15 protein-coding genes are annotated in these 18,503 nt (G+C 72.9%); 8 read left to right on the top strand and 7 right to left on the bottom strand.

All coding sequences use genetic code 11. The features are described 5' to 3' along the window. Positions 1 to 124 precede the first annotated feature (124 nt). Entirely contained in the window at positions 125 to 3,001 is a 2,877-nt protein-coding gene (locus AB5J73_RS34180; RefSeq protein WP_370962916.1) for a glycoside hydrolase family 3 C-terminal domain-containing protein, read from the bottom strand. 385 nt (positions 3,002 to 3,386) lie between these two features. On the opposite strand from AB5J73_RS34180, the gene AB5J73_RS34175 reads away from it, so the two are divergent. The 5 genes from AB5J73_RS34175 to AB5J73_RS34155 are packed head-to-tail and all read left to right on the top strand — an operon-like array spanning position 3,387 to position 9,404. Further along, entirely contained in the window at positions 3,387 to 4,394 is a 1,008-nt protein-coding gene (locus AB5J73_RS34175; protein ID WP_370962915.1) for a LacI family DNA-binding transcriptional regulator, read from the top strand. Between the two features lie 35 nt (positions 4,395 to 4,429). After that, positions 4,430 to 5,656: an extracellular solute-binding protein gene (locus tag AB5J73_RS34170; protein ID WP_370962913.1), complete on the top strand. Its 1,227-nt coding sequence runs from the start codon at positions 4,430 to 4,432 to the stop codon at positions 5,654 to 5,656. Beyond that, a complete protein-coding gene (locus AB5J73_RS34165) occupies positions 5,653 to 6,591 on the top strand; it encodes a carbohydrate ABC transporter permease (protein WP_370962911.1) in 939 nt (312 codons plus the stop codon). The genes AB5J73_RS34170 and AB5J73_RS34165 overlap by 4 nt, the downstream gene beginning before the upstream one ends. After that, positions 6,588 to 7,391 carry a carbohydrate ABC transporter permease gene (locus AB5J73_RS34160; RefSeq protein ID WP_370962910.1) on the top strand — a complete coding sequence of 268 codons (804 nt, stop codon included), beginning with the start codon at positions 6,588 to 6,590 and terminating at the stop codon, positions 7,389 to 7,391. The genes AB5J73_RS34165 and AB5J73_RS34160 overlap by 4 nt, the downstream gene beginning before the upstream one ends. Before the next feature lie 9 nt (positions 7,392 to 7,400). After that, complete coding sequence (locus tag AB5J73_RS34155) at positions 7,401 to 9,404, top strand: TIM-barrel domain-containing protein (RefSeq protein WP_370962909.1); 2,004 nt, start codon at positions 7,401 to 7,403, stop codon at positions 9,402 to 9,404. Here the strand turns inward: AB5J73_RS34155 and AB5J73_RS34150 are convergent, their stop codons facing one another. After that, positions 9,405 to 9,965, bottom strand: coding sequence for a TetR/AcrR family transcriptional regulator (locus AB5J73_RS34150; RefSeq protein ID WP_370962908.1), 561 nt, complete (start codon positions 9,963 to 9,965; stop codon positions 9,405 to 9,407). It abuts the gene before it with no gap. An 83-nt stretch (positions 9,966 to 10,048) separates the two neighbouring features. Between AB5J73_RS34150 and AB5J73_RS34145 the strand changes: the two genes are divergently transcribed. The 3 genes from AB5J73_RS34145 (at position 10,049) to AB5J73_RS34135 (ending at position 12,496) form a co-directional block, all read left to right on the top strand. Continuing rightward, positions 10,049 to 10,930, top strand: a complete 882-nt coding sequence (locus tag AB5J73_RS34145) for an aldo/keto reductase (RefSeq protein WP_370962907.1) — start codon at positions 10,049 to 10,051, stop codon at positions 10,928 to 10,930. A gap of 96 nt (positions 10,931 to 11,026) precedes the next feature. Then, positions 11,027 to 11,884 (top strand): oxidoreductase, encoded by an 858-nt coding sequence (locus tag AB5J73_RS34140; protein ID WP_370962905.1) that lies wholly within the window; start codon positions 11,027 to 11,029, stop codon positions 11,882 to 11,884. Positions 11,885 to 11,893: 9 nt separating this feature from the next. Further along, the gene (locus tag AB5J73_RS34135; RefSeq protein WP_370962904.1) at positions 11,894 to 12,496 is read left to right on the top strand and encodes a TetR/AcrR family transcriptional regulator; all 603 of its coding nucleotides are present in this window, start codon (positions 11,894 to 11,896) and stop codon (positions 12,494 to 12,496) included. A gap of 96 nt (positions 12,497 to 12,592) precedes the next feature. Here AB5J73_RS34135 and AB5J73_RS34130 read toward each other — a convergent pair whose 3' ends face one another. From AB5J73_RS34130 to AB5J73_RS34110, 5 genes are all read right to left on the bottom strand, one after another. Further along, entirely contained in the window at positions 12,593 to 13,708 is a 1,116-nt protein-coding gene (locus AB5J73_RS34130) for a GntG family PLP-dependent aldolase (RefSeq protein ID WP_370962903.1), read from the bottom strand. 17 nt (positions 13,709 to 13,725) lie between these two features. Then, entirely contained in the window at positions 13,726 to 15,201 is a 1,476-nt protein-coding gene (locus AB5J73_RS34125; RefSeq protein WP_370962902.1) for an argininosuccinate lyase, read from the bottom strand. 157 nt (positions 15,202 to 15,358) lie between these two features. Beyond that, positions 15,359 to 16,591: an ATP-grasp domain-containing protein gene (locus tag AB5J73_RS34120; protein WP_370962901.1), complete on the bottom strand. Its 1,233-nt coding sequence runs from the start codon at positions 16,589 to 16,591 to the stop codon at positions 15,359 to 15,361. Then, positions 16,549 to 17,571: a pyridoxal-phosphate dependent enzyme gene (locus AB5J73_RS34115; protein ID WP_370962900.1), complete on the bottom strand. Its 1,023-nt coding sequence runs from the start codon at positions 17,569 to 17,571 to the stop codon at positions 16,549 to 16,551. Before AB5J73_RS34115 ends, AB5J73_RS34120 begins: the two co-directional genes overlap by 43 nt. Positions 17,572 to 17,576: 5 nt before the next feature. Then, positions 17,577 to 18,500, bottom strand: coding sequence for a kinase (locus tag AB5J73_RS34110; RefSeq protein WP_370962898.1), 924 nt, complete (start codon positions 18,498 to 18,500; stop codon positions 17,577 to 17,579). Positions 18,501 to 18,503 lie beyond the last annotated feature (3 nt).

Raw genomic sequence — 18,503 nt, 5'->3', positions numbered from 1 at the left:
ATCGGTCACCGCCCGCGATGCCTTCAGCGCATCTCGGGCCGTAGCCGGCCGGTCCGGCGACTCCGCCGGGCCCCTGACGTCGACCCCGGCGAGGTGCGGTGAACGACTCGTTCATGACATCCCGTCACCGCAGGGAGAACGTCGCCAGGTTCACCGGTCCCTCGAACGTGAGGTAGACGTCGTGGCGGCCGGTCGCCTTGGCCAGTGCCGCCGTCACCGTCGTATACGCGTACCGGTCCCCCGTGGCCGGCACCTGCGCCGTGCCCAGGACCGGGCCGGTCGGTGCGTCCAGCCGGACCGCGATGCGGGCCGGCTCCACTGTGGACACCGACGCCGAGAACCGCGCCGGGCCGTTCAAGGCGACGTTCCGGTAGGCCACCCAGTTCCCGGTCGCGGCCGCCACCGACGTGCCCGCGGTCTTCGAGGTGTCCGTGAGGGTGGTGCCGGAGTAGTCGTCGAAGTTCTCCGCCGGGGTCGGGCGGCTCAGGTCGCGGGGCAGTGCCCGCTCCCCCGGCACGAACACCCGCTGCGCCGCGCCGAGGTCGGCCGCGTTGCGGCCCACCGAGAACTCGCGGACCCCGGCCGCCACCGCGGATCGGCCGCGCGAGGCGTCCCAGGCGGCCAGGTCCGCGACCGGTACTTCGAACCGGACCGTGCGCGTCTGGTGCGGGGAAAGCGTCACGCGCTCGAAGTCCCGCAGCCGCTGCACACCCGCGTCCTTCGAGTACAGCTGGACGACGTCCGTCCCCGCGCGAGCGCCGGTGTTCGTCACGTCCACGCTCACCCGCACCGACGACCCGGCGAGCGAAGCCCGCGCGGTGCCGTACCGGAAGCTTGTGTAGCTCAGGCCGTACCCGAAGGGGTACAACGGCTTCCCGCGGTAGTACTGGTACGTCATCCCGGTCTTGGAGATGTCGTAGTCGAGGATGCCCGGCAGCCCCTCGTCCGAGGCGTACCACGTCTGCGTCAGCCGGCCACCCGGGTCGACGTCGCCGAAGAGCACGTCCACCACCGCGTGGCCGGTCTCCTGGCCGGCGTGGCTGGTCCAGACGATCCCCGGCACCGGCAGCGTGTCCCAGCCGGTCGTCGGGTAGCTGTTCTCCACCACGACGACCGTGTGCGGGTTGGCCTTCGCGACCGCCTCGATCAGCGCGCGCTGGGCGGGCGCCAGTGACGTGCTCGTCCGGTCGTTCGCCTCGCGGCCGTTGATGAACGGCATGCTGCCCACCACGACGACGGCCGTGTCGGCGCCGCGGGCCGCGTCGACCGCCGAAGCGATCCCGCTGCTGAGCACCTCGCGGCCGAACTTCGTGGCGTGCGCGGCGTCCGGGGCGGAGATCGTCAGGACCCCGTCGGGGCCGACGACGGCGAAGCGGTTCGGGCCGAACCACGGCTCGGTCACCTCGTTGCCCGCGTATTCCAGGACGTAGCTGCCGTCCGGCTGCGGGTCGAGCTTCAGCTGCTGCTGCACGAACCACCCGGACGGCTGGTCGGCGTCGTTCACCAGCGCCCCACCTGAGAAGCTCAGGAACTTGCCGTTCGCGGCGGCGCGCAGGGTGTGCTTGCCCGCGCCCCAGTCGTAGACGTCGAAGGACTCCGCGGTGCCCGCCGTGGTCCCGCCGGCGGTCACCTTGCCGGGGGCGGCGGGCGCCGTCAGGTAGCGGCCCGTGCCGAGATCTTTCAGCGCGATCCGGTCGACGCCTTCCGACGACGTCACCGCGGCCCGCTCGGCGATGCCCTGCTTCGGCGTGACCCGGTACGGCATCGCGCCGCTGTACCAATCCTCGTACAGCGTGTCCGAGAGCGGGCCGACGACCGCGACCTTCCGGTTCGCGGACGCCGCCAGCGGCAGCGCGTTCGCGTTGTTGCGCAGCAGGACGACCTGTTCGTCCGCGGCCTTGCGCGCGAGTGCCCGGTGCGCCGGCGAATTGATCACCGCGGGGGTGATCTTCGCGTACGGGTTGCGGCCCGGCGGGTCGAACTCGCCGAGCCGGAACCGCAGCGAAAGCAGGTGGCGGTCGGCCGTTTCGACGTCGGCCATGGTCAGCAGCCCGCGGTCGAGCGCCTCCTTGACCGCGGCGACGGTGATCGAGCCGTTGGTGTCGTTGTCGGTGAAGCTGTCGAGGCCCGCCTTGATCGCCGCCGCGTCCGCTTCGGCCTTGGTGGCGTAGTACTTCTCCGAGTTGACCAGGTTGGACGGTGCGCCGGCGTCGCTGACGACGGCGATGTCCCGGGGCGCCCAGTCCCGCAGCGCGCCACCGAGGTCCGGGCTGACCGTGTTCGGCCGTCCGTTGACCAGGTTGTACGACGGCATGACGGCGTTGGCCGCACCGGCCTGCAGTGGGATCTTGAACGCCTGCTCGTCGTAGTCGTGCAGGATCTTGGGCGGCACCGAGGAGTTGCTGGTGTCGCGGCTGACTTCGTTGTTGTAGGCCAGGTAGTGCTTCAACGTCGGGGCGGCCTGCAGGTAGCGCGGGTCGTCGCCCTGGATGCCGCGGCCGTAGGCGGTCGCGAGCTCGCCGGTGAGGTGCGGGTCCTCGGAGTAGCCCTCTTCGTTGCGGCCCCAGCGCGGGTCGCGCAGCAGGTTGACGACCGGCGCCCACAGGTTGAGGCCCCACAGCGTCGGGTTGCGCGCGTTGAAGCCGCGCGCCTCCTGCCCGACCGCCGCGCCGACCTGCTTGACCAGCGCCGGGTCCCACGTCGAAGCCAGCCCCACGGCCTGCGGGAACACGGTGCCGTCCGCTTTGACGACCGCGCCGTTGTTGTCGTAGTCCGTCGACCACGCGACGCCGTGCAGGGCTTCGGTGCCGGTCTTGAACACGCCGATGCCGAGCCGCGGGATGGCGGGCTGGTACTGGTGCAGCAGCGAGATCTTCTCGTCCGCCGTCAGCCGGGACAGCAGGTCGTCGATCCGCGCGGCCACCGGCAGCGCCGGGTCGCGGAACGGCGGTGGGGGCGCCGCGAGCGCCGGCGACGGGGCCAGCAGCAGGGTCGCGGTCACCACCGGGACGAGGGCGCGGCGGAACGGGGACAGGCGCACGGACGGCCTCCGGTTTCGTCGAATCGTTTCGACGGCGCGGCGCGGAACATTCGCGTCGAGGGTGGGGATGCGGACGACTATTACAGCCGCGTCGACAGGAGGTCAAGACTTGCTGGGTGCGCTCCCAGCGACTCTCGCGACTACGCCCGATCTGGCCGCTGAGCTGCGAGAAGAACCGCCATCAGCAGCGTTCGACAATTTCGACGAACAACACCGTCGTCGAATGGGAATCGAATTGCGGGGAATCGCGAATCACGCTTGTGTTTCCGACGGGTGTCGCTTACCTTCGTGCCATCGTCGATGCGCTTCGACAATGATCTCCCGCCCCGTCCCCAGGAGGCTGCCCGTGGTCACGATCAACGACGTCGCGACGGCGGCGGGAGTGGCCCCCAGCACGGTGTCGTACGTGATCAGCGGCAAGCGCTCGATCTCGCCCAAGACCCGGCGGCTGGTCGAGGACAGCATCCGCAAGCTCGGCTACCACCCGCACGCCGGCGCGCGGGCGCTCGCCAGCAGCAAGACCAACGTACTGGCACTGGTCGTCCCGCTGCGCACCGACCTCAACGTCGCCGTGGTGATGGAGTTCGTCGCCTCGGCGGTCACCGCGGCCCGCGCGCACGACCACGACCTCCTACTGCTCACCAAGGACGAAGGCCCCGCCGCGCTGCAGCGGGTGGCGTCCTCGGCGATCGCCGACGCGCTGATGGTGATGGACGTCGAAACCGCCGACCCGCGGGTGCCGATGCTGCTCGCGCTCGACCTGCCGGTGGTGCTCATCGGCGTACCCGACCACCCGGCCGGGCTCAGCTGCGTCGACCTCGACTTCACCGCCGCCGCCTCGGCGTGCGTCGCGCACCTGGCCGACCTCGGGCACCGCTCGATCGGGCTGATCGGCCCCTCCCCCGCCGTCTACCGGCGCGGCACGAGCTACGCGACTCGGTTCCTGCGCGGCTTCGACGAAGCGGCGAAGACGCGTGACGTGCGGGCGGCGAACCGCCCGTGCGCGCACTCCTACGAAGCGGTGAGCGCCTGCCTGGACGACCTGCTCACCGCCGACCCGGACCTGACCGGCCTGGTCGTGCACAACGAGGCCGTCCTGCCCGGCCTGCTGGCGGACCTGCGCCACCGCGGCCTGCGCGTGCCCGAGGACATCTCGGTCATCGCCGTCTGCCCGGACAGCATGGCCGAGCAGCACGCCGTCGCGCTGACCAACGTGGCCATCCCGGCCGAGGAGGTCGGCACCCAGGCCGTCGAGATGACGATGCGCCGGCTCGCCGGCCACACCACCCCGGAGGTCCGCCTGCTCGGGCCCCGGCTCACCCGGCGCGAAAGCACGTCCGCGCCGCGCGCCTGACCCCGGTTCTGCTCCACCGCCGAAGGAGAATCGCCATGCCCGTAGCCCGTCGCGCCCTCGTCCTGGCCGCGAGCGCCGCGCTCCTGGCCGCCTGCAGCCCCAGTCCCGCGCCCACGACCTCGAACAACGCCCAGCCCGCCGGCTCGATCACCGAGCTCGACTACTACGCCGACGAGCAGGGATCGGCGGCCTGGCAGAAGATCCTCGACACCTGCGCGGGCCAGACCGGGGTCAAGATCGAGCGGCAGAAGGTGCCGACGAACCAGATGCTGCCGAAGGTCCTGCAGGGCGCGAGCTCGAAGACGCTGCCGGACCTGCTGTTCACCGACAACCCGACGCTGCAGCAGGTCGCCGCCACCGGCGCGCTGACCCCGCTGGCCGACTACGGCATCACCACCGACGGCTACTACGAGAGCATCGTCAAGGCCGGTACCTACCAGGACAAGGTGTACGGCGTGGCCCCCGGCGTCAACGGCCTCGCGCTGATCTACAACAAGGACCTCCTCACCGCGGCCGGCATCCAGCCGCCGAAGACCTGGGACGAGCTCAAGGCCGCCGCGGCCAAGCTGACCAAGGACGGCAAGTACGGGCTCGCCTTCTCCGCCATCCCCTCCGAAGAGGGCACGTGGCAGTTCCTGCCGTTCTTCTGGAGCAACGGCGCGGAACTGTCCCAATTGGACTCCGCGTCGTCCGTGAAAGCGCTTCAATTCGTGACGGACCTGGTGAACTCCGGGTCGGCGTCGAAGTCCGTCGTCACCTGGAACCAGAACGACGTCGCCGACCAGTTCGTCGCGGGCAACGCCGCGATGATGGTCAACGGGTCGTGGAACCTCGCCCGGCTCGACGAGCAGCAGTCCCTGCACTACGGCGTCGTGCCGATCCCGGTGCCGCAGGCGGGCGCCAAGCCGGTGGTCGCCCTCGGCGGCGAGGTCGGCGCGGTGCCGGTCACCAGCGGCCCCACCCAGCAGGCCGCGGGCAAGGTGCTCTCCTGCATCCTCTCGGAGCCGACGATGCTCGAGTGGAGCAAGGCGCACGCCTACATCCCGTCCAAGACGGCCACGGCGGCCAAGTTCGGTGCCGGGCAGCCCGCGATGCAGGCGTTCGTCGACGAGGTCGGTACCGCCCGCTCCCGCACCGCGGAACTCGGCGAAAAGTACCCGAAGGTCTCGCAGGCGCTGGCCGACGCCCTCCAGGCAGCTCTGACCGGGAAGCTGCCGGCCGACCAGGCCCTCAAGGCCGCGCAGCAGGCGAGCGGGTCGTGACCCTGGTCGCCCCGGCCGTCACGGCACCACCCCGCACCGGCCGCAAGCCCCGGCGGGACAACCGGTTCGCCGCGTGGCTGTTCCTGCTGCCCGCGCTCGGCTACCTCGTCGTGTTCTTCGGCTACCCGCTGGCCGCGAACATCGCGATGAGCACGCAGGACTACACGGTCAAGTCGTTCTACACCGGCGAAGCACCGTTCGTCGGCCTCGCCAACTACGCGGCCGTGTTCGGCAACCCGCTGTTCTCGGCGGCGGTGCTCAACACGGTCCTGTTCACCGCCGGGTCCCTGCTCTTCCAGTTCGGCATCGGGCTGGCGCTCGCGGTGTTCTTCAGCGGCCGCTTCCTCGGCAGCGCGCTGCTGCGGTCGCTGCTCCTGCTCCCGTGGCTGCTGCCGCTGGTGGTCAGCGGCGCGGTCTGGCGCTGGATGTTCGACCAGGACCACGGCGTGCTCAACGCGGCGCTGCGGCTCGTGGGCCTCGACGCCGTGCCGTGGCTGAGCAGCACGAGCTGGGCGCTGCCGGCGGTGGTCCTCACCAACATCTGGATCGGCATCCCGTTCAACCTGGTGATCCTGCACGGCGGGCTGCGCGCGATCCCGGCGTCCCTCTACGAAGCCGCCGCACTGGACGGCGCCGGCTCCTGGCAGCGGTTCCGGCACATCACGTGGCCGCTGCTGCGGCCGGTCACCGGGATCGTGCTGATGCTCGGGCTGGTCTACACGATCAAGGTGTTCGACGTGATCATGGTCGTCACCGGCGGCGGGCCGGCCAACGCGACCCAGACGCTCACGACGTGGTCCTACCGGCTGAGCTTCGGGGACTTCGCGTTCGGCCAGGGCGCCGCGGTCGGCAACGTCCTCATCCTGGTGGCGACGGTGTTCGGGCTGCTCTACCTGCGCTCGGCGAAAGCGACCCTGGCCGAGGCGGCGGCGTGAAAGCCCGGACGGTGTTCGGCGTCCTGATCGTCGCGGTGCTGCTGTTCCCGCTGTACTGGATGGTCAACGCGTCCCTGCAGCCCAGCGGCGCGCTGCTGCGCCCGGACCCGGCGTTCTTCCCCGTCGGCGGCACCCTGGACGGCTACCGGAAAGCGTGGGCGACACAGGGGCCGAACCTGCTCTCCAGCGTCGTCGTCGCGCTCGGCACGGTGGCCGTGTCGCTGGTGATCGCCGCACCGGCGTCGTACGCGCTGGCGCAGCTGAAGGTGCGCGGCGGTCCGGTGCTGGTGTTCGTGCTGCTCATCGTGCAGATGATCCCGGGCATCGTGATGGCCAACGCGCTCTACACGGTGTTCGGCAACCTCGGGCTGATCGACAGCTACCTCGGGCTGGTGCTGGCGGACTCGACCGCGACCATCCCGTTCGCCGTGCTCCTGCTGCGGGCGTTCATGATCTCGGTGCCGAAGGAGCTGACCGAAGCGTCCCGGGTGGACGGTGCCGGGTACTGGCGGACCTTCGTCTCGATCATCGTCCCGGTCAGCCGCAACGCGCTCGTCACCGCCGGGCTGTTCTCGTTCCTGTTCGCCTGGGCCGACTTCCTGTTCGCCGTCACCCTCACCACCGGGCAGTCGTTCGAGCTGATCACCGTGGGCATCTACCGGTTCGTCGGCAACCAGTCCGCCGACTGGAACGGGATCATGGCCACCGCCGTCCTCGCCGCGATCCCCGCGGCCGTCCTGCTCGTCGTCGCCCAGCGGTACGTCGTCGCCGGGCTGACCAGCGGCGCCGTCAAAGACTAAGGAGAGCGCTTGATCGCCACGACCGAAGACGGCCGCTCGCTGGAAGTCCGCGTGCGGCACGAGGTGCTGCGCGTCGAGCCGTGGGGTGACGGGAGCCTGCGCGTGCGCGCCGGGCGCCACAAGATCCTCGACGACGTGCCGGGCGCGCTGCTGCCCGCGAAACCGTCCGCCGCGACCGCCACCGCCGAGGGGCGCACCGGCCGGGTGGTCAACGGCGCGCTCACCGCGATCGTGGAGATCGCCGACACCGACACCGGGATCGACGCGCAGCTGAAGTTCGTCCGCACGGACACCGGCGAGGAGCTGCTTTCCGAGCAGCGGGCGCACTTCTGGTGGCCCGGCGCCCGGCTGTTCATGCCGTCCCGCAACGGCTACGGCCGGCTCGAACAGCGGTTCGCCGCCTACGACGACGAGCGCGTCTACGGGCTCGGGCAGCACACGCACGGCCGGCTCGACCAGAAGGGCCTCGTGCTCGACCTGGTGCAGCGCAACGCCGAGGTGTCGGTGCCGTTCCTGCTCTCCAGCCGCGGCTACGGGTTCCTGTGGAACAGCCCGGCCGTCGGGCGGGTCGAGCTGGCCGCCAACGGCACCCGGTGGGTCGCCGACGACGCCCGCCAGCTCGACTACTGGATCACCACCGGCGACGGCCCGCGCCGGATCCTGAGCCACTACGCCGACGCGACCGGGCACGCGCCGATGCTGCCCGAGTGGGCGGCCGGGTTCTGGCAGTCGAAACTGCGCTACGGCACCCAGGAGGAGCTCCTGGCCGTGGCGCGCGAGTACCACGCGCGGGGGCTGCCGCTGTCGGTGATCGTCGCGGACTTCTTCCACTGGACGCACCTCGGCGACTGGCGCTTCGACCCGGCCGAGTGGCCGGACCCGGCCGGGATGGTCCGGGAGCTGGACGAACTCGGCGTCAAGCTGATGGTGTCGGTGTGGCCGTCGGTCAGCCCGCTGTCGGCGAACTACCAGGAGCTGCACGAACGGGGCCTGCTGGTCGCCGCCGAGAGCGGAGTCCCGGCGCACGCGCCCTGGAAGGACAAGGGCTTCGACGTCGAAATGCCGGTGGCGTTCTACGACGCGACGAACCCGGCCGCGCGGAAGTTCTTCTGGGCCAAGGTCAAGGAGAACTACTACGACCTCGGCGTGCGCGCGTGGTGGCTGGACGGCGACGAGCCGGAGATCCAGCCCGGCCACCCGCACAACCTCGGCTTCCACGCCGGCCCGGGCGCGGAGGTGTTCAACCTCTACCCGCAGGCGAACGCGCAGGCGTTCCACGACGGCATCCGCGCCGAGGGCGACGACGAGGTGGTGCTGCTGTCCCGCTCGGCGTGGGCGGGCAGCCAGCGGTACGGGGCCGCGCTCTGGTCGGGCGATGTGGCCGCGACGTGGGCGTCGCTGCGGGCGCAGGTGCGGGCGGGCCTGAACGTGGCGCTGGCCGGGATCCCGTGGTGGACCACGGACATCGGCGGCTTCCACGGCGGTGACCCGGCGTCGCCGGAGTACCGCGAGCTGATGGTCCGGTGGTTCCAGTACGGCGTGTGCTGCCCGCTGTTCCGGCTGCACGGCTTCCGCGATCCGCGGCCGCCGTTCGGGCCGGACATGACCGGCGGCCCCAACGAGGTCTGGTCGTACGGAGACGCGGCCTACGCGGCGATCACGGAGTCGCTGCGGCTGCGGGAGCGGCTGCGGCCGTACCTGATGGCGCAGATGCGGGTGGCGCACGAGCAGGGCATCCCGCCGATGCGGCCGGTGTTCGTCGACTTCCCGGCCGACCCGCAGTGCTGGACGGTCGAGGACGCTTTCCTGCTGGGTCCGGACCTGCTGGTCGCGCCGGTGCTCGAGCCCGGGGTCACCGCGCGGACGGTGTACCTGCCCGGCGGTGCGGTGTGGACGGACGCGGTGACCGGGAACCGGTACGAGGGCGGGACTTCCGTCGAGGTGCCCGCGCCGTCGGACCGGATCCCGCTGTTCGTCCGCGACGACGTGGTGCTGCCGATCCGCCCCGAGTGATCAGGGCCGGACGGCGTCCGCCACGAGGTCCAGCAGCCGTCCGATCCGCTCCGGTTCGGGCCCGGCCGACAGGAACACGCCCAGCAGCACGAGCGTGACGTCCTCGGGGTCGGCGTCGGCGCGCAGCGTGCCCGCCTTCGCGCCGGCTTCGAGGATCGCACCGATCGCCGCGACGATGCGCCCGCGGGTCTCCGCCGTCACGATGCGCCCGGTCCCGAGGCTGACGCGCAGGGTGTCGGCCATCCCGCGCTTGGTGGCGAAGAAGGCGGCGTAGCGGTCCATCCACGCGCGCAGTGCCTCCGCGGGCGGGTGCTGGGCGAGCAGCGCCGGGGCGCTCGCGGTCACGTCGTCGAGCTCGGCGGCGTAGACGGCTTCGACGAGCGCCTCGCGGGTCGGGAAGTGCCGGTAGAGCGTCCCGATCCCGACGCCGGCCTCGCGGGCGATGGTCTCCAGCGCGACGGCGCCGTCGGTGGCGAAGGCGTCGCGCGCGACTTCGACGAGCTTCTCGCGGTTGCGGCGCGCGTCGGCGCGCACCGGGCGCCCGGGTTCGGACGAAGGCAAAGCGGAGGTCCCTCCGGTTGTGCTACGGTCGGTTTAGCGGAGGCTCCTCCGCTTCACCATCATCGCACGAAAGCGGGACAGCCATGTCTTCCAGCCAGCTAGCCGGCCGCACCGTCTCCCGCGTCGGGTTCGGCGCGATGCAGCTCGAACGCCTCCACGCGGACCGGGGCGCGGCCGTCGCCCTGCTGCGCCGGGCCCTGGACCTGGGCGTCGACCACCTCGACACGGCCGAGTTCTACGGCAACAGCTTCGTCAACGACGTCATCCGCGAGGCGGCCGGCGACGACGTCCTGATCGCCACCAAGGTCGGCGCCGACCCGGACCCGGGCGGCCCGATCCCGCTCCGCCTCGCGCAGCGGCCCGAAGAACTCCGCAAGAGCGTCGAGGACAACCTCCGGACGCTCGGCACCGAGCGGGTCGCGCTGGTCAACCTGCGCCGCGCGGAGCTGCGGCCGGGCCTGCTGGCCGAGGGCGACCAGCTGGTCGACGTCGACGACCAGCTCGCGGTCCTGACGGCACTGCGCGACGAGGGCAAGATCGGCGCGATCGGGCTCAGCAGCGTCGGCATCGACACCCTCCGCCGCGCCCTGCCGGTGGGCATCGCGTGCGTCCAGAACGCCTACAGCCTGGTCGCCCGCGACGACGAGGAGATGCTCCGGCTGTGCGTCGCGGAGGACATCGCGTGGGTCCCGTTCTTCCCCCTCGGCGGCGCTTTCCCGGGCCTGCCGAAGGTGACCGACGAGCCGGCGGTCCAGGCCGCGGCGGCCACCCTGGGGGTGACGCCGGCGCAGATCGGGCTGGCGTGGCTGCTGCACCACGCCCCGAACGTCCACCTCATCCCGGGCACGGCGAGCGTCGAGCACCTGGAGGCGAACATCGCGGCGGGGTCGGTGGTCCTGGACGCGGCGACGCTGGCGGCGCTGGACGCGGTCCCGTCGCGGTCGCTGGACGCCGCCCTCGGCTGACGGCGGCCGAGTACCTCCGAGATTTTCGACACGGTGTCGATTTTAATCGACACGGCGTAGGCTCGACGGGGTCGAACCCCGGAACAGGAGCCGCGCATGTCCAGCAAGACCTTCCTCATCACCGGTGTCAGCAGCGGCCTCGGCCGCGCCTTCGCGCGGGGCGCGCTCGAGGCCGGGCACACCGTCGTGGGCACCGTGCGCCGCGAGGACGACCTCGCCGCCTTCGAAGCCCTCGCGCCCGGACGCGCCCACGCCCGGCGGCTCGACGTCACCGACGACGAAGCCGTGTCCGCGCTCGTGCGGGACGTCGAAGCCGGCGTCGGCGCGATCGACGTGCTCATCGCCAACGCCGGCTACGGGCACGAAGGGGTGTTCGAGGAGTCGCCGATCGCGGAGCTGCGCGCGCAGTTCGCCACCAACGTCTTCGGCGTCGCCGCGACCGTGCAGGCCGTGCTGCCGTTCATGCGGCAGCGCCGGTCCGGGCACGTCTTCGCCGTCAGCTCCATGGGCGGGCTGATGACCGTGCCCGGGCTGGCGTTCTACTGCGGCAGCAAGTACGCCGTGGAGGGGATCCTGGAAACCGTCGGCAAGGAGGTCGCCGGCTTCGGCGTGCACGTCACGCTGATCGAGCCGGGCTCGTTCCGGACCGACTGGGCCGGCCGCTCGATGGTGCGCACCGAACGGTCCGTTTCGGACTACGACGAGCTGTTCGGGCCGATCCGCGCGGCCCGCCGGGCCGCCAGCGGCAACCAGCTCGGCGATCCCGCCAAGGCGGCCGAAGCCGTCCTCGCCGTCCTCGAGTCGCCGGAGCCGCCGTCCCACCTGGTCCTGGGCTCCGACGCGCTGAGCCTGGTCGCCGCGGGCCGTTCGGCGGTCGACGCCGAGATCGGGAAGTGGGCGGAGCTGTCCCGCTCCACCGACTTCCCCGAGGGGCACCGGATCGACGCGAACTAGGATCGCCTGATGGCCACGACGCGCAAGCGGCGGGACGCACCGCGCAAGGGCGACCTGCGGGAACAGGCGATCCTCGACACCGCCGAAGCCCTCCTCGACCGCGAGCACGTCGAGCCGATGACCGTGGAGACCATCGCCACCGGCGCCGGGATCTCGCGCGCGTCGCTGTACTTCTACTTCGGGTCCAAACAGGAGGTCCTCACCGCGCTGGTCGCGCGCACGGTCGCCGTGCTCGGCCAGGACGCCGCTTCGGTGGACGCGGGTGCGGACCCCGGGGAGACCGCGCGGGCGTCCGTGCGGCTCACCGGGCGGATGTGGCGGGACCACGGCCCGGTGATGCGCGCGGCCGTCGACCTCTCCCCCACCGTGCCCGGGATCGCCCGGCTGTGGAACGGAACTGTCGCCGCGTACGCCGAGGCGATGACCGGCGTCCTGCTCCGGGCGGGCCTGCCGGCCGGGGACGGGCCGACCGGCGCGGCGGCGGTGGCCCGGGCGCTGTGCTGGATGACCGAGCGCGTCTTCTACCACGCGTCACGGCCGCCGGGCGACCTCGACGCGGCGACCGAAACCTGCGCCGAACTCTGGCGCCGGGCGATCACGGCCCGTTCGTGACGTCTCCCGCGCCACCGGCAGACCGCACGAGCCGACGTCTTGAATGAGTCGTTCAGGTCACCGGAGGTCCTGAACGACTCATTCAAGACACCGCCGTCAGCGGACCATGGCGTCGTGGCCGAGGAGGTCGCCGAAGACCGAGACCGCGCGGTCGACCGCGTCGTCGTCCACGCCCGCGTGGGTCACCGCGCGGATGCGGTCGTGGCCCAGTTCCTCCACCCGGATGCCGCGGCGGCGAGCGGCCTCGATCAGGGTGCGCGTGGTGTAGCGGTCGTCGCGGACCTTGAAGAACACCATGTTCGTCAGCGGCGGGCCCGGGTCGAGCCGGACGCCCGGGATGCGCGACAGGCCACGGGCCAGGCGGGCCGCGCGGGCGTGGTCGTCGGCCAGGCGCTCGGTCATCTCCGTCAGGGCCACGATGCCGCAGGCCGCGATCATCCCGGCCTGGCGCATGCCGCCGCCGAGCATCTTGCGCATCCGGCGGGCCGCCGCGATCGTCACGCGGTCGCCGACCAGGACCGAGCCGATCGGGGCGCACAGGCCCTTCGACAGGCAGATCTGCACGGTGTCCGCGTGCTTGGCCACCTCCGCCGGGCTGACGCCGAGCGCGACGGCCGCGTTGAACAGGCGGGCGCCGTCGAGGTGCAGGGCGACGCCGTGGGAGCGGATCAGCCGGGACACCTCGCTGAGGTAGTCCAGCTGCAGCGGCAGCCCGCCGCAACGGTTCTGCGGGGTTTCCAGGCTGAGCACGGCGGGCGGCGCGATCTGCGGGTCGCTGCGGTCGACCGCGCACGCCTCGGCGATCGCGGCCGGGTCGATCGTGCCGTCGGGCAGGTTCGGCAGCGGGTCGTAGACGATGCCACCGCACAGCGACGCGCCGCCGGCTTCGTAGACGTACACGTCGGACTCGTGCCCGACGATCGCCTTGCCGCCGCGGGGGCAGTGCGCCAGCAGCGCGGTCAGGTTGGCCATGGTGCCGCTCGGCATCAGGCAGCCGGCCTGCTTGCCGAGCAGTTCGGCGGACAGCTGCTCCAGCCGGTCCACGGTCGGGTCCTCGCCGTAGACGTCGTCGCCGAGCGGGGCGCGGGCGGCGGCTTCGAGCATCGTGGGCGTGGGAAGGGTGAAGGTGTCGCTGCGGAGTTCGACGTGCGCGCCCTGGGCGGACGCCGGCTCCGGGCGGAGGGTCGCGAGGTCGTCGGCGAAAGTGGTCACAACAGGCTCCTTGCGGGTCAGCGGATGAGGGTTCGGACGGCGTCGTCGAGGCCGATTTCGGCCTGGCTCCAGCGCCAGCGGCGTTCTTCGGCGGCGGCGCGGATGCGGGCGAACGCGGTTTCGGCCTCGGCGACGGCGGCGAGCACGGACTCCCGCGCCGGGCCGCCGCCGTGGGCCGCGTGCTGCGCGACTTCGGCCGGGTCGAGCGCGGCCAGGACGTGCGCCGGCTGCCCGGCGAGCCGGACGCGCGCGACCTCGTGCAGCGGCAGGTTCCCGGCCAGCGCTTCCTTGGCGATCGCGCCGACGTCGTGGTGGGCCTGCCGGAACGGGACGCCGGCGTCGACGAGCCGTTCGGCGAGGTGCGTGGCCGCGGTCTGGCCGTCGACCGCGCGTTCGTACATCCGCTCCGGCACCGGCTCGGCGCCCTCGACGACCAGCCGGAGCAGCACGACGGCGTCGGTCGCCGCTTCCAGCGCCGTCCACGCCGGGGCCACGGCTTCGGTGCCTACCGCGATCGCGTTGGTGAAGCGCGCGGTCGCCATCGCGCCCGCCGACGCGGTGAACGCGCCGAGCGGCGCGAGCGCCCGGCCCTGGACGTGCTCCAGCAGGAACGGGTTCCGCTTCTGCGGCATCATCGAGCTCGACCCGACGACGTCGTCGGCCAGGCGCAGCAGCCCGGCCTCGGCGCTGGTCCACGCCTGCAGGTCGTGCGAGACGCGGCAGAGCAGCACGCCGAGCACGGTGGCCGCGGACAGCAGGCGCAGCACCAGGTCCCGCGAGGCGACGGCGTGCAGCGAGTTCGCCAGCGGCGCGGCGAACCCGAGCAGCGCGGTGGTGCGGTGCTGGTCGACCGGCAGCGACGTGCCGCCGACCGCGCCCGCGCCGAGCGGGTTCTGGTCCAGTTCCGCCCCCGCCTGCCACACGCCTTCGACGTCCCGGACGAGCGCGCTCGCCACCCCGGCCAGGTAGTGGCCGTAGGTGATCGGCACGGCCGGCTGGTGGTGGGTGTAGGCGGGCATGGTGACCTCGGCCCAGCGCCGGGCCCGGTCCAGCAGCGCGCGGCCGAGGGCGCCGGACTCGGCGAGCAGCCGTTCGTGCGGTTCGCGCAGCCGGAGCCGGACCACCGTGGCGTTGAGGTCGTTGCGGGACCGTCCACTGTGGAGGACGCCGCCGACGTCGGCGCCGAGGGTGTCGATCAGGTGGGATTCGTAGGCGAGGTAGCGGCCGCGGGGCGCGGGGACGTCGTGCAGCGGCGCGAACCGCCGCGCCCGCAGGTCTTCGATGCCGGCCAGCAGCGCGGCCGCGGGCCCGGGCTCGACGATGCCGCGTTCGGCGAGCATCACGACGTGGGCGCGGTCGACCTGGCTGATCAGCCCGAGTTCGGCGGCGACCGGGTCGGGGGCGGGGGCGGTGTCGCGGTCGAAGAGGATTTCGCGGGCCGCGGCGGAGATGGGGCTGGTGAGCCGGCCGGTCCCGCCTGGGGCGATGGTCATCGAGGTGCTCCTTCCGGGGTCTCCGGGTGGGGTTCGGCGGCTCGCCCGGAGGTCGCGAATGACTCATTCGCGACCTCCGGCGCCCCGAATGAGTCATTCGCGACGCGCGGCGGCGGGGTTGTGAGCGGGGCGATCGTGGCGATGAGGAACCGCAGGGTCATCGGTGGGGGCCTTCCGGGATCAGGGCGGCACGCAGGCGGTCGAGGCCGGCCGCGGCCGCCGCGCGGGCGCCGCGGGGGCGGTCGGAAACGGCGAGGACGTGCCCGGCCCGGTCGCGGTAGTCCCGCGCCGGCCGGACCACGGTGCCGTCGGGGCGGGACACCCGGGCTTCGAGCACCCCCGGAACGGCCGCCGCCCGCTCCGCCGCGTCCCCCGCCGACACCACCGAAGACGAGGTGGCGGTGAGGAAGCGCAGCGACGCGCACGCCCGCCGGGACGCCCGCAGGTCCGGCGGCAGGCCGAGGACCGCGGAAACCTGCGCCGCCACCAGGTCGACGCCGGTCGCCGCGCGGACCAGCTCCGGGATCATGCCGCCCGCCGGGCGCGGGTTGACCTCCATCAGCCGCGGGCCGGACGGGGTCAGCCGGATCTCGACGTGGGCCGCGCCGAAGCCGAGGCCCAGCGCGGTCACCGCCGACCGGGCCGTGTCGATCAGCGCCGTCTCGTCCGCGGGCGGCAGCGACGCCGGGACGTCGTGGCCCACTTCGACGAAGTACGGCGCCGGGCCGAGGTGCTTGCGGACCACCGCGACCACGACGTCGCCGAACAGCTCCACCGAGTACTCCGGCCCGCTCGCGTACGGCTCGACGAGCACCTGCGCCGGCACCGGCAGCCCGCGTTCGTTGTGCGTCACCGAAAGCAGCGCCGCCGCCTGGGACGCGACCGCCTCCGGCGTCTCGCACCGCAGCACCCCGACGCTGCCCGAGCCCTCGGCCGGCTTCAGCACGACGGGGAACTCGACGGCCGCCGCGACCGCCTCCGCCACGGACGTCGCCACGGTGCACGGCGCCCCGAGGACGGCCCGCTGGTGCGCCTTGTTCCGGCACTCCGTCACGGCGAGCGGATCGGGTCCGGGCAGGCCCAGCTTCGCCGCGATCCGCGCCGCGACCGGGATGAAGTACTCCGAACTGGTGGTCACCCCGGCGGGCTCGCCGATGTCCGCGGCCAGCACCGCGCACGCGTCCGCCGTGTCGCACCGGACGACGCGGACGCCGTCCTCGGCCGCGTACGGGTAGCGCGCCGGGTCGGCCGCGGCGAGCACCGGCTCGAACCCCAGCGACCGGGCCTGCCGCGCGAACAGCCGCCCGGTGCCGGTCGTGTTGCTCTCGACGAGCAGCAGCGTGCGCATCACGACGCGTCGGCGAGCGAGCGCCGGCCCCAGTTCAGCCACGTCCACGAGCCGCCGGGCTCGGTCGGCGCGACCACTTCGTACGGCTCGGCCGCCCCCGCGTGCGCCAGCCCCTGCGCGCGCAGCCATTCGTCGGAGTAGACGGTGTCCTGGTAGCGGTAGCCCTCGTCCGGCAGCAGCGCGACGACCGTGGCGTCCGGGTTCCGGCGCGCGAACCAGTCCGCGACCTTGAACGAGGCGCCGCTGGTCGGGCCCATGAACAGGCAGTGGCGCGCGTACAGCTCCCGCGTCGCCGCGAACGCCTCGGCCGCGCCGATCCAGTGCACCTGGTCGTAGCTCGAGTGCTCGACGTTGGCCGGCACCAGGCTGTTGCCGAGCCCGCGCAGCACGCGCGGGCCGTCCGGCTGGCCGAAGATGGCGCTGCGCTGGGTGTCGACGCCGATCAGCGTCATCTCCGGGACGAGCATCCGCAGGAACGAGCTCGTGCCGGACGTCGAGCCGCCGGAGCCGACCGCGCCGACGAGGCAGTCCGGCACGCCGATCGTCTCGGCGAGCTGCTCGGCCACCAGCGCGTACGACCGCGGGTTGTCGGGATTGCTGTACTGGCCCGGAACCCAGTGGTTCGGGTACTCCGCGCGCAGCTGCTCGAGCCGGTCCAGCCGCGCACGCTGGTACCCGCCGACGGGACTGGGTTCCGGGCAGATCTCGACTCGGGCGCCGAGGTGCTCGAGGCGGCGCTTGAGCGGCGCGTCGATCGCCGGGTCGCCGACGATCGTGAGCGGGTAGCCGCGCAGCCGGCAGACCATGGCGAGGCCGAGGCCGAAGGTGCCCGACGACGTCTCGAGCACGGTCGTGCCCGGGCCGACCTCGCCGCGCTCCTCGGCGCGGTCGAGCATGAACCGGGCGGGCAGCAGCTTCATCAGGCCGAAGGCGGCGACGTGGAAGTTCGGCCGGACGCGGATGATCCGGGGCAGCTCGGTCGCCTCCACGACGGACCGGCTCACGGGTGCGGCAAGGGTCATCGGACTCACCTCTCGGTTTCGAACTGCCAGGTCTCGGTCACGTCGAGCCGCGTCGCGGCGAACTGCAGCCGCGCCGGGGTTTCGGGGTCGGTCGCGTCGAAGATCAGCCCGGCGACGTCGCCGCTGTGGGCGACCTGCACGCCGGCGGCCCCGGCGGCGCGGGCGACGGCGAGGACGTCGTCCAGCCCCGGCACGGGCAGGTGGCGCTGGTTGAGCAGGGTGCTGGCGGTGGCGACCCGGCCGAGCAGGCCCGCGTCGCCGTCGGCCACGGCCCGGCGCAGCAGGCCGCGCAGCGGTCGGAACGCCTCGATCTCCCACGACGTGTAGCGCGCGGGCGTGAGTTCCAGCGTGTCGACGCCGCGCCCGCCGGGGCTGGTGCCGAACCCCAGGACGGCCAGCGGCATCAGCTCGCCGAGGTCCTCGATCGGCTCGCCTTCGCGGTGGGCGAAGACCACGGCCCGGCCGCCGTACATGAGCGAGTCGGACGCGGTTTCGGCTTCGACGGCCAGCGCGCCCACCTCGGCGGGTGCGAGGCGGCGGCCGGTCGCGGCGAGGACCGCGCCGATCGCCGACGTGACATCCGCGGTCGAGGAACCGAAGCCGCGGCACAGCGGGATGTCGCTGGTGATGTCGAGCAGCCCGCCCGGCACCGGGTACCCGAGCCGGGCCAGCGTCAGGTCGGCGGCGCGGCGCGCCTTGCTGCGCCACGCGGGCCGCACGGTCGTGCCGGCGTCCTCGGTCGGCAGGAAGGTGGCGCGGGTGCTGTAGAGCGGGCACGGCAGGGTGACCAGGCCGCGGCGCAGCCGGCCGCCGTCGGCGAACACCCCTTGCAGGATTTCGCCGTGATGGGCATCGACGCGGAAGCTGCCCGCGCGGGGGTCGGTGACGGTGGCGGGGGCCGGTGCGGCGACCGCGAGGTCTTCGGTCATGGC

This window comes from Amycolatopsis sp. cg9 (assembly GCF_041346945.1).
In the GTDB taxonomy this organism is placed as follows: domain Bacteria; phylum Actinomycetota; class Actinomycetes; order Mycobacteriales; family Pseudonocardiaceae; genus Amycolatopsis.
This window is presented reverse-complemented; position numbering and strand designations above follow the sequence as displayed.

Coding starts and splice junctions, on each gene's coding strand:
- AB5J73_RS34135 (WP_370962904.1), top strand. CDS start 11,894: ATGGCCACGACGCGCAAGCGGCGGGACGCACCGCGCAAGGGCGACCTG.
- AB5J73_RS34170 (WP_370962913.1), top strand. CDS start 4,430: ATGCCCGTAGCCCGTCGCGCCCTCGTCCTGGCCGCGAGCGCCGCGCTC.
- AB5J73_RS34145 (WP_370962907.1), top strand. CDS start 10,049: ATGTCTTCCAGCCAGCTAGCCGGCCGCACCGTCTCCCGCGTCGGGTTC.
- AB5J73_RS34110 (WP_370962898.1), bottom strand. CDS start 18,500: ATGACCGAAGACCTCGCGGTCGCCGCACCGGCCCCCGCCACCGTCACC.
- AB5J73_RS34115 (WP_370962900.1), bottom strand. CDS start 17,571: ATGACCCTTGCCGCACCCGTGAGCCGGTCCGTCGTGGAGGCGACCGAG.
- AB5J73_RS34140 (WP_370962905.1), top strand. CDS start 11,027: ATGTCCAGCAAGACCTTCCTCATCACCGGTGTCAGCAGCGGCCTCGGC.
- AB5J73_RS34125 (WP_370962902.1), bottom strand. CDS start 15,201: ATGACCATCGCCCCAGGCGGGACCGGCCGGCTCACCAGCCCCATCTCC.